Source organism: Spirillospora sp. NPDC127506 (assembly GCF_040302145.1).
In the GTDB taxonomy this organism is placed as follows: domain Bacteria; phylum Actinomycetota; class Actinomycetes; order Streptosporangiales; family Streptosporangiaceae; genus Spirillospora.
The window spans coordinates 129,674-140,050 of record NZ_JBEORG010000019.1 but is presented as its reverse complement, the minus strand read 5'-3'; the positions used below and the strand labels follow the sequence as shown (position 1 = coordinate 140,050).

At 76.1% G+C, this 10,377-nt stretch carries 9 protein-coding genes; 7 read left to right on the top strand and 2 right to left on the bottom strand.

Going from position 1 to position 10,377, the window contains the following annotated elements; translation table 11 throughout:
- Both ABTW95_RS19755 and ABTW95_RS19750 read right to left on the bottom strand, forming a co-directional pair.
- The coding region (locus ABTW95_RS19755) for an AAA family ATPase (RefSeq protein ID WP_500227023.1) at window positions 1-712 on the bottom strand (712 nt) is incomplete at its 3' end.
- The gene (locus ABTW95_RS19750; protein ID WP_500227022.1) at window positions 709-1,836 is read right to left on the bottom strand and encodes an exonuclease SbcCD subunit D; all 1,128 of its coding nucleotides are present in this window, start codon (window positions 1,834-1,836) and stop codon (window positions 709-711) included. The genes ABTW95_RS19755 and ABTW95_RS19750, both read right to left, overlap by 4 nt.
- 156 nt (window positions 1,837-1,992) lie before the next feature.
- Here ABTW95_RS19750 and ABTW95_RS19745 point away from each other — a divergent pair, with 156 nt between their 5' ends.
- The 7 genes from ABTW95_RS19745 to ABTW95_RS19715 all read left to right on the top strand — a co-directional run bounded on the left by ABTW95_RS19745 (window position 1,993) and on the right by ABTW95_RS19715 (window position 10,283).
- Window positions 1,993-2,643, top strand: a complete 651-nt coding sequence (locus ABTW95_RS19745) for a RibD family protein (RefSeq protein ID WP_396452524.1) — start codon at window positions 1,993-1,995, stop codon at window positions 2,641-2,643.
- A complete protein-coding gene (locus ABTW95_RS19740; RefSeq protein WP_396452511.1) occupies window positions 2,640-3,101 on the top strand; it encodes a cytidine/deoxycytidylate deaminase family protein in 462 nt (153 codons plus the stop codon). Before ABTW95_RS19745 ends, ABTW95_RS19740 begins: the two co-directional genes overlap by 4 nt.
- Window positions 3,102-3,257: 156 nt before the next feature.
- Window positions 3,258-4,700: an aldehyde dehydrogenase gene (locus ABTW95_RS19735; RefSeq protein ID WP_500227021.1), complete on the top strand. Its 1,443-nt coding sequence runs from the start codon at window positions 3,258-3,260 to the stop codon at window positions 4,698-4,700.
- Between the two features lie 105 nt (window positions 4,701-4,805).
- Complete coding sequence (locus tag ABTW95_RS19730) at window positions 4,806-6,017, top strand: hypothetical protein (RefSeq protein ID WP_500227020.1); 1,212 nt, start codon at window positions 4,806-4,808, stop codon at window positions 6,015-6,017.
- Entirely contained in the window at window positions 6,014-6,589 is a 576-nt protein-coding gene (locus ABTW95_RS19725; RefSeq protein WP_396452516.1) for a hypothetical protein, read from the top strand. Before ABTW95_RS19730 ends, ABTW95_RS19725 begins: the two co-directional genes overlap by 4 nt.
- Entirely contained in the window at window positions 6,586-7,230 is a 645-nt protein-coding gene (locus tag ABTW95_RS19720) for a DprA-like winged helix domain-containing protein (protein WP_500227019.1), read from the top strand. The genes ABTW95_RS19725 and ABTW95_RS19720 overlap by 4 nt, the downstream gene beginning before the upstream one ends.
- Complete coding sequence (locus tag ABTW95_RS19715) at window positions 7,227-10,283, top strand: coiled-coil domain-containing protein (protein WP_500227018.1); 3,057 nt, start codon at window positions 7,227-7,229, stop codon at window positions 10,281-10,283. Before ABTW95_RS19720 ends, ABTW95_RS19715 begins: the two co-directional genes overlap by 4 nt.
- Window positions 10,284-10,377: the final 94 nt, after the last annotated feature.

Here is a 10,377-nt window from a genome sequence, read left to right as displayed (position 1 = left end):
GGCGCGGCCGCGGGACGGCCGGCCGCTCCCCACGCGGCGGCGCGGCGCCCGCCGCCTCGGCGATCCGGGCGGCCTCCGCGGCCGCGGCGGCGCCCAGCTCGGCGGCCTCCCGGCCGGTCGCGGCGCGGCGGTCGGCCAGCCACTTCTCGACCTGCGCGAACACCTCGGCCGCGAACAGCCGCTCCAGGACCCGGCGGCGCTCGTCCGCCCCGGCGCGCAGGAACCCGGCGAACTCCCCCTGCGGCAGCAGCGCCACCTGGCAGAACTGCACGGCGTTCATCCCGAGCAGGCGCGACACCAGGTCGCCCGCCTCGTCGAGCCGGGTGGTGAGCCCGGTCCACGCGCCGTGCTCGCACTCCTCCAGAATGACCTTGGCGTGCTCGGTGGTGGTCCCGGACCCGCGCAGTTTGGGGCGCTCCCAGGCGGGCGACCGGGTGATCCGCAGCCGGCGGCCCCGGATCGTCGTCTCCAGCACCACCCGCGGCCCGGCGCCGGGCGGCGCGTGGTCGCTGCGCAGCCCCTTCACCGCGTTCCGCACGCCGGGCACCTGCCCGTAGAGGGCGAAGCACACCGCGTCCAGGACGCTGGTCTTGCCCGCGCCCGTCCGCCCCTGGACGAGGAACAGCCCGGCGTCCGAGAGCGCGTCGAAGTCGATCACCTCGGTGCCGGAGAACGGCCCGAACGCCGCGATCTCGAGCCGGTGCAGCCTCACGCGAGGACCTCCTCGCGGCGGCACGCCTCGAAGGCCTCGCGCAGCAGGGCGCGTTCGGCGGGGGTCGCGGGGCCGTCGGTGACCTCCGCGACGAAGTCGCCCGCGATGTCGAGGGCGGAGCGTTCGCGGACCCGGTCGGACCAGGTGCGGGCGCCGCCTGCGCCGCCGTCCTCGGGGGCGTGGCCGAGGACGAGCGCGTGCGGGAAGCGGCGGCGCAGGCGCTCCATGGCGGCGGACGGGCGGCGGGCGTCGGTCAGCGTGATCTGCAGCCAGTGGTCTTCGAACTCGTCGTAGGCCGGGTCGCCGAGCAGGTCGTCGATGCGGCCGGTCAGCCGGGCGAGGCGGCGCGGGACGGGCGCCTCCACGAACTCCCCCGCGACGCCGTCCGCGGTGACGTCGAGCAGCCAGGAGCCCTTGACGTGCTTCTCCTCGGAGAACGAGTAGGCGAGCGGCGAACCCGAGTAGCGGACGCGGTCGGTGACGCGCCAGGCGCCGTGGAGGTGGCCGAGCGCCGCGTAGTCGACGCCGTCGAACACCGACGCCGCGACCTGCGACGACCCGCCGACCGAGATGTCGCGCTCGCTCTCGCTGGACTCGCCGCCGGTCACGAACGCGTGCGCCAGCACGATGGAGTGCTCCCGGCGCCGCGCGGCGTCGGCCCGCACGCGGCGCATGGCCTCGGTGAGCGCGGCGGCGTGGCTGCGCTCGTCCAGCTCCCAGGGGTGGCGGACGAGCTCGGGCTCCAGGTACGGGATGCCGTAGACCGCGGCGTCGCCGACGATGACGGGCTCGCCCACGGCGGCGAAGTCGGTGCGGACGTGCACGCCCGCCCCGTCCATCAGCGCCGAGCCGAACCCGAGCCGGCGCGCCGAGTCGTGGTTGCCGGCGATGAGCACCACCCGGGCCCGCTCGGCGAGCCGTTCGAGCGCCTCGTCGCACAGCTTGACGGCGTCGACGGCGGGCAGCGCCCGGTCGTAGACATCGCCGGACACCAGCACGCACTCGACCCGCTCCGCGGCGACGGTCTCGACCAGGTGGTCGACGAACGCCGCCTGCGCGGCCAGCAGATCCTCCCGGTGGAACGATCTGCCCAGATGCCAGTCGGAGGTGTGCAGGATTCGCATGTCGCAGCAACCATAGGCACCCCCTCCGACACATCCGGCGCAGAAACGCCGGGGCGCCCCAAAGGGATCTTGCGATGCCCGCGGCCGCGGCTCCCGTAATGTTGCGGCGTGAGCGATCGTCCCAGTGTGCGCCCGTACGTGCTGCTGAGCTGCGCGATGTCCGCCGACGGCTACATCGACGACGCGGGCCCCGAGCGGCTGCGGCTGTCCAGCCCGGCGGACTTCGACCGGGTCGACGCGGTCCGCGCCGGCTGCGACGCGATCCTCGTCGGCGCCGGCACGGTACGGGCCGACGACCCGAAGCTGCTGATCCGCTCCGCCGCGCGCCGGGAGCACCGCGCGGCGCGGGGGCTGCCCGCCGACCTGACCAAGGTCACGCTGACCTGGAGCGGCGACCTCGACCCGGCCGCCCGCTTCTTCACCACCGGCGAGGCGCCGAAGCTCGTCTACGCCCCGTCCGCCGCGGTCGCGGAGCTGGCGCCGCGCCTGGACGGCCTGGCCGAGGTGGTGGACGCGGGCGACCCGCTCGGCCTGCCCGCCGTCCTCGCCGATCTCGCCGCGCGCGGCGTCCGCCGGCTGATGGTCGAGGGGGGCGGCGCGATCCACACGCTCTTCCTGACCTCCGGCCTGGTGGACGAGCTGCAGCTGGTGATCGCGCCGTTCTTCGTCGGCGACCCGTCCGCGCCGCGTTTCGTCCGCTCCGGGGTGTTCCCGCAGTCCCCGGAGAACCCGATGCGGCTGGAGGACGTCACCCGGATCGGCGACCTGGCGCTGCTGCGCTACCGCCTCGGAGCCGCACGCGGATGACCGGGCCGCACGCGACGACCGGGCCGCGCGCGGACGACCGCGCCTGGCTGGCGCTGGCCTGCGACCTGGCGAGGCTGTGCCCGCCGTCCCGCACGGCGTTCTCCGTCGGCGCGGTGATCGTCGGGCCGGACGGCCGGGAGATCGCGCGCGGCTTCTCCCGCGAGGACGACCCGCACGACCACGCCGAGGAGGCCGCGCTCGCCAAGGCGCCGGGGAGCCTGGCGGGCGCGACCGTCTACAGCTCCCTCGAACCGTGCGGGCACCGCGCGTCCCGCCCCCGCCCGTGCGCCGAGCTGATCGTCGCGTCGGGCGCGCGGCGGGTCGTGTTCGCCTGGCGGGAGCCGGAGCTGTTCGCCGCGGGCACCGGCGCGGAGATCCTCGCGGCGGCGGGCGTGGAGATCCGGGAGCTGCCCGAGCTGGCCGACCGCGCCCGCGAGCCGAACGCCCATCTCCTCTGACCGGTTCTCCTCTGACCGGTCTCCCCCGGCCCGCGGCGGAGCGGAATGAGACGCGAGTCTCATTGGTCTTCCACCGCGCCGGGACCTCATGCGATGCTGTGCCCAAGCAAGCATTCGGTTACCGAACTCGCCCGTCTGGCAGGGAGGCACAGCACCATGCGCGAGCACGATCGGCTGTTCATCGGCGGCGAGTGGGCCGCCCCGGCCGGCACCGGCACGATCGACGTCATCTCCCCGCACACCGAGGAGGTCATCGGGCGGGTGCCGGAGGGCACCGAGGCCGACATCGACGCGGCGGTCGCGGCGGCGCGCCACGCGTTCGACGAGGGCCCCTGGCCCCGGATGACGCCCGCCGAGCGCGCCGAGATCGTCGGGCGCCTCTCCGCGATCTACGCGGAGCGGCAGCAGGAGATGGCCGACCTCTGCACCGCCCAGATGGGGTCGCCCATCATGTTCTCGGTGTTCGGGCAGGCCGCCATCCCGCAGATGGTCCTGCAGTACTACGTGGACCTCGCCGCGACCTACACGTGGGAGGAGGAGCGGCAGGGAATGCTGGGGCCGGTCACGGTCACCCAGGACCCGGTCGGCGTCGTCGCGGCGATCGTCCCGTGGAACGTCCCGCAGTTCACGCTGATGCTGAAGCTCGCGCCCGCGCTGATCGCCGGCTGCACGGTGGTGGCGAAGCCGTCCCCCGAGACGCCCCTCGACACCTACCTGCTCGCCGAGTGGATCCGCGAGGCCGGCATCCCCGAGGGCGTCGTCAACTTCGTCCCCGCCGGGCGCGAGGTCGGCGCGTACCTCGTCGCGCACCCCGACGTCGACAAGGTCTCCTTCACCGGCTCGACCGCCGCCGGCCGCAAGATCGGCGCGGTCTGCGGCGAGCAGCTGAAGCGGGTCACCCTCGAACTCGGCGGCAAGTCGGCCGCGATCATCCTGGACGACGCCGACCTCGCGTCCACGGTCGAGGGCTTCAAGCTGGCGTCGCTGATGAACAACGGCGAGGCGTGCGCCGCGCAGACCCGCATCCTCGCGTCCCGCCGCCGCTACGACGAGGTCGCCGACGCCCTCGCCGCCATGGTCGGCGGCCTCAACGTCGGGGACCCCGCCGACTACGCCACCGAGGTCGGCCCGCTGGTCACCAGGCGGCAGCAGGAGCGCGTCGAGAACTACATCCGGATCGGCCAGGACGAGGGCGCCAAGCTGATCACCGGCGGCCTGAACCGCCCGCACGACCGCGGCTGGTACGTCGCGCCGACCGTGTTCGGCGACGTCGGCAACGACATGCGCATCGCCCGCGAGGAGATCTTCGGCCCGGTGCTCGTGCTCATCCCCTACGAGGACGAGGCCGACGCCGTCCGGATCGCCAACGACAGCGACTACGGCCTCGGCGGCTCGGTGTGGACGTCCGACGTCGACCGCGGCATCGACGTCGCCCGCCGCATCCGCACCGGCAGCTGCGGCGTGAACATGTACACCCTCGACCCGAACACGCCGTTCGGCGGCTTCAAGAGCAGCGGCATGGGCCGCGAACTCGGCCCCGAGGGGATGCGCGCCTACCTGGAGCACAAGTCGATCCCCCGTCCCGCACCCGCCGCCTGAGCCCGGTCCCGCGCATCCGCCGCCCGCGGATGCGCGGGACCCCCGGGCGGGGCGACCGGGGTCCGATTCCGCGTTGGGGGCCGGAGGGCCGTACCGTAGTGCGCCGTGTCCCCCACCACCGAGAACGCGGCCGCCAGCCTGGACGACGTCCTGGTCGGCGAGGCGGTGCTGGGCGTGTACCGGCAGATGTTCGCGGCGCTTGCGCGCGACAGCGGCGCCGTCGTCGACGATCCGGAGCTGGTGGACGTCGCCGAGACGCTGCTCGCGGCGTTCGCCGACGCCGGCGAGGAGGGGCTGAGCCGCGAGCAGATGCGCCACGTGTGCCGCCGGTACCCGCCGGAGGTGTTCGAGAACCGGCTGCGGGTGCTGAAGGGGCTCGGCGCCGTCCGCGAGGTGTTCCCGAAGCCGAACCAGCTGCGCTACCGGGCGTCGTTCACCAGCGTCGTCGGGCTGATGTTCGTCCGCCGGATGATGCTGGACGGCGGGCAGAGCGAGATGCACCGGCTGCTGGCGCTGGAGCAGCTCAACGTGGCCGACCCGCGCATGACGCCCGAGCAGGCGCGGGACGGCGCGGAGGGCCTCGCGCGCGCGTTCCGGCTGTGGAGCGTCGAGCTGGTCACGCTGACGAACGGCACCATCGAGGAGCTGCGGGAGCAGGCGCCGAAGCTGTGGGGGACGGAGGAGATCCTGCTGCGCGCCGAGCGGCTGCACGGCGCGATCCTGCGCCGCTGGCCGCAGCTCGACCGCACCTGCACCGACCTGCGCGCCGCCATCTACGCCTACGGCGACGCGTCCCGCCGCGCGGCCGCCCGCCTGTCGGACTCCGCGGGCACCACCCGGAACCTGACGCTGCTGCCGCCCGAGACGTGGCGCACGTTCGCGCGGACCGCGACGCGGGACGAGCTCGCGGCCGTCCTGGACGGCTTCGTGTTCGACGCCGCCGCCCCGTGGCACGAGCCGTCGGCCGTGGTGGCCGCCGTGGAGGACGCGCCGCGCGCCGCGCCCCCGCGTCCCGCGCCGCCCCGCCCGTCGGTCCCCGACCCGGGCCTTTCGGACGACACCGGGTCGGACACGGCGGCGACCGACCGGCTCCGCGACATCGCCGAGGAGATCCTGCGCGGCCGCGACCGGGTCGCGGTGGAGGACGTCCTCGCGCGGGACTGGGCCGCGGCCCGCCGCATCCTCGCCGACCTCTCCTCGGCCCACCTGCATCCCGGACTCCCCTACCGGCTGGTCTGGTCGGACGGCCTGGACGTGCGCGCCGAGGGCTCCCCGACGTGGGTGACGCCGGGCTGGTTCGAGAGGACGGGCCCGTGACCGCCGGGCACGGCGGCGTGGACCCGCACGTGCTGGCCCGCGCACGCGCCCGCGTGCTGGGCGGCCCGTCCGCGCCGGCGGCGGACCCCGTCCCGCCCGGCACGGCCACCGCGGCGGACGGCGACCGGGTGTGGCTCTTCCCCGCATGGCCGGACGGGGCGACGCCCGCGCTGCTGGAGGAGTACGAGACCGCGCCCGTGCCGCTGGACCGCGCGGGCCAGGCCCGCCGCGTCCTCGCCGCCGCGCTGCGCTGCTGCTGGACCCGCCCGGACGACGCCCCCTGGCCGGGCTCCCCGGCCGCGGTCGCGGACGTCCTCGCGGTCTACGCGGACATGTCGCGCGGCGACGCCGGCCTGGCCCGCCGCTGGGCCACCGGGGAACTGCGCCGCCTGCACGACACGGGCTGGCTGCTGCTGGACGAGCCCGCCGGCATCGTCCGCCCCGGCCCCCGGATCGCCCTGTGGCCCGAATCGTCCCTCGCGTCTCTGCGCGACCTCCTCCACCGCCTCCCGCAGCCCCCGTCCCGCGCCGGGCGCGACGGGGCCGCGGGAGCCGAGGGGGACGCGCGGTGAGCGAGCTCTTCGAGCCGCTGCTCAGGCCCTACGACGAGCGGCGGCGGGCCGAGCTGGTCGCCGCCTACATGGCGGTGGAGCACGCGGCGGAGCCGGTGCCGGAGGTGCGGTTCCCGGCGCTGCGGGAGCCGGCGCTGCGCCGGACGGTCGAGGAGATGCTCTCGCTCAGCGGGCGCACGCTCGTCCGGTCGGAGCGGACGCGGTGGATCTCCGGATACCGGGACGACGTCGCCGCGGCGCTCGCCGAGGATCCCGAGTGCGTCCCGGCGGCGCGGGAGCGGGCGGTGCTGGCGCTCGTGCTCATCCACTCGGTGGCGATCCCGCGCGCCGCCGGGCTGCTGGAGGACGACACGTGGGCCTCGCCGCATCCGACCCCGGCGGAGGAGCTGCGCCGCCGCACCCAGCTGCCCGTCGGGGAGCTGGACGCGGCGCTGCGCCGGCTGCGGCTGGCGGGCCTGGTCGCGCAGGTGAAGGCCGGTCCGGACGACGCCGGGGGGTTCGTGCCGGGGCCGCAGTTCCACCGGCTGACGGCCGCGGCGCGGCGCCGGCTGCAGGAGGAGCTGATCTTGGCCGCCGGGCCGGACTCGCCGCTCGCCGCGGCGATCCGGGCCCGGCGGCGGGGACGGGGAGAGGGCACATGACGGCCGAACCGACGCCGACCGCGCGCGACACCGAGAACGTCGTCGGCGACCGGACGCTCGTGGCGGTGCAGGCGGTGAACATCTCGCGGCTGTCCACGCATCCGGTGCCGACCGTCCCCGGGACGCTGATCATCGTCGCCGGGCAGGGGCCGAAGGACTCCAACGGCGCGGGCAAGTCGTCGTTCATCGCGGCGATCACGGCGCTGCTCGGCGACGAGCAGTGGCGGTTCGCGTCCGGCGCGCGGGCGGTCGCGGAGCTGCTGTTCAACGCGGAGCTGGCGGCGCAGGGCGACAGCCGGTGGGCGAGCGCCGACCACGGGTACATCGTCGGCGTCTTCGACCACCCGGAGCCGCCGGAGAACGACCTGGAGGAGGAGACCGCGGTCACGGTGTGGCTGCGGGTGAACGCCGACGCGCCGCACCTGGAGATCCGGTGGCGGCGGGGCGTGCACCTGGCGTCGGCGCCGTCGGAGGCCGACCGGGTCGCGCTCGCCGACCGGCTGTGGGCGGGCCTCCCCCGCGGCGCGGGGCGCCGGGACCTGGTCGCGAAGGACCTGGGCCGCGTCCTGTACGGCGGCCGGGTCAGGTGCGTGTCGTTCCTGTCCACGTCGGTGCGGTCGAAGGTCGCGACGAACCTGCTGTCGCAGCCGCTCAACGAGATCAGCCCGGAGCGCGTCTTCAGCGCGATCGCCGCGCTGACGGGGCTCGACCGGGAGCTGGAGGCGGAGCGCAAGTCCCGCGCGGAGGAGCACCGGGAGCGCGCCAAGGCGGCGGAGGCCGCCGAGCGGCTCGCCGAGTGGGAGCGGGAGGCGGCGAGCCTGCTGAAGACGTTCGACCGGCGGGACCGGGCGCGGGACGAGGCGGCCGCGGCGCTGCGGCACTGGCGGACCCGGCAGGCCCGCCTGCTCGTGGACGCCGCGGAGGCCGACGCCGCGCACGCCGCCGAGCAGGAGCGGCTCCGCGCGGAGGGCGAGGAGCTGGCGCGGGCGGCCAGGGCGGCGGAGCGGGAGATCGAGCGGCTCACCGGCGGCGCGCTGGACGAGCAGGTGCGGGAGGCGCAGGCGGCGCTCGCGGAGCTGAAGGGGCAGGCCGACAGGCTCGGCGCCGACAAGGCCGTCGCCCGCGACCGCATGGACGAGCTGCGCCGGCAGGTCTCCGCCCTGGAGGAGCGGCGGCGGGAGGCGGACGGGCGCGACGCCGACACCGCCCGCGCCGAGCTGAAGGAGGCCGAGGCGCGCCGGGACGAGGCCCAGCAGGCGTACGGGATGGCCAAGGGCGCCGTCGCCCGCGCGGAGCGGTCCCTGGCCGAGGCGGAGGCGGGCGAGGGCAGCGCGCCGGAGCAGATCCGCGCGCTGTCCGCCGCGGGCATCGCCGCGGTCGGCCTGCTGGACGCGGTCGAGCTGGCCGACGACGTCCGGGAGCGCTGGGAGGCCGCCCTCTGGCCCTACCGCGAGGCCGTCGTCGTCGCGGAGGACGACCTCGGCGCCGCCGTCGGGGCGCTCGCGGGCATGCCCGGCTCCATGATCGTCCCGGCGGGGGGCGGCGGCCTGCCCGAGGGCGTGCGGTGCGAGCTCGCGCTGGGGCGGTTCTTCGCCGCCCTGGACGGCGGCGGCGCCGGCGCGGTCGTCGTCGGCGGCTTCGCCGAGCCGGTCACCGGGCGCGTCGCCCGCGTCCAGGCGGCCCGCACCGCGCTGGAGGCCGCGCAGGAGGCCCTGGATGACGCGCGGCGGGCCGCGTCCGACGCCGCCGCCGACGTGGCGCTCGCCGGCCGGCGGCTGGGCGGCGCCCGCGCGGCCGAGGAGCTGGACGAGGTCCGCGAGCGGATGGCGGAGCTGCGCGAGAGCCTGGAGGAGCTGGCGGCCGGCGAGTCCCGGCTCGGCCCGCGGCTCGGGGCGGCGGAGCAGGAGCTGCGCCGCCTCCAGGCGAAGGCCGACACCCGCGCGCTGGAGATCGACCGGCTGCGCGGCCGCAGGGAGGCGTACGAGAAGGAGCGCGACCGGATCCGCCGCGCCGCGTCCGAGCTCGCCGACAGGCGGGCCGCGCTCGCCCTGGACGACCTGGAGAAGCACTGGGGCGGCTCCCGCGAGAGCGCCGCCGAGTGGCTGGCGGGCCTGGACGACGACGAGGCCGGCTGGACGCCCGCCGAGTGGTGGCACACCGCGGAGAGGCACCTGTCGGAGGCGCTGCGGCACGTCTTCCCGGACGGCCCGTCCGACGAGGACATGCCGGAGGAGATCCGGTTCCTGCTGCGGGAGCGCGCCGAGGGCGCCGGCCGCCGCACCGACCGCGAGCAGGCCGTGTTCGCCCGCCTCGCGCAGGCCCTCGAAGCGCATCTGCGCAGGCAGGAGGACTACGAGAGGCACCAGCGGCGGCAGATCGAGGTGCAGCTGTCGGCGCGCCGCACCGACCTGGAGAAGGCGCGGAAGGGCGCCGCGGAGGCGGCGGGCGCGGCCGAGGCGCACCGCACCGCGCTGACCGCCGCGATCCGCGCCCGCCTCCAGCGCGTGGCGGAGGAGTTCGAGAAGCTGGACCTGGCGTACGGCGGCTACGGCGCGACCCTCGAATTCCCCACGCCCGAGCAGCCGGCCGACCCCGAGCAGGAGTGGCGCTGGCGGGTCACGCCGAAGTGGCGCCGCTCGGACGGGCAGCGCTACGTCCCCTACAACCGGCGCGCCAACACCGCGCTCATGGACGAGAAGGCGGTCAAGCTCGTGTGCGCGGCCGCGCTCGCCAGCTCCGGCGGCGGCCGGCTCTGCCTGGTCCTGGACGAGCTGGGCCGCAACCTGGGCAAGGAGCACCGCAAGGAGGCCGTCGCGCTGTTCCGGAAGATCGGCGAGACGCACGGCATCACGGTCATCGGCGCCCTGCAGGACGACATGGAGCCGTACGCGATCGACGCCTGCGGCCAGTACGTGAAGCTGCGCCGCTCGTCCGACGCGATGCCGTACAACGAGCCCCCGGTCGTCGTCGGCTACGACGAGCACGAGGCCCGGGTGCGCATGCTCGCGGAGCAGATCACCGCCTCCCGGCCCGAGCCGGGGCGCGCCGAGTGACCGCCGCGGGAGGCGCTCCCGGCTCGCAGGATTGATCAAACCGTCCACCGGTCCCCTGCGTCACAGTGATGGACCGATCGGGACGGACCTCTGG

Bases quoted from the DNA above. Each gene is read 5' to 3' on its own strand.
- ABTW95_RS19750 (WP_500227022.1), bottom strand. From the start codon at position 1,836: ATGCGAATCCTGCACACCTCCGACTGGCATCTGGGCAGATCGTTCCAC.
- ABTW95_RS19745 (WP_396452524.1), top strand. From the start codon at position 1,993: ATGTCCGCCGACGGCTACATCGACGACGCGGGCCCCGAGCGGCTGCGG.
- ABTW95_RS19715 (WP_500227018.1), top strand. From the start codon at position 7,227: ATGACGGCCGAACCGACGCCGACCGCGCGCGACACCGAGAACGTCGTC.
- ABTW95_RS19735 (WP_500227021.1), top strand. From the start codon at position 3,258: ATGCGCGAGCACGATCGGCTGTTCATCGGCGGCGAGTGGGCCGCCCCG.
- ABTW95_RS19740 (WP_396452511.1), top strand. From the start codon at position 2,640: ATGACCGGGCCGCACGCGACGACCGGGCCGCGCGCGGACGACCGCGCC.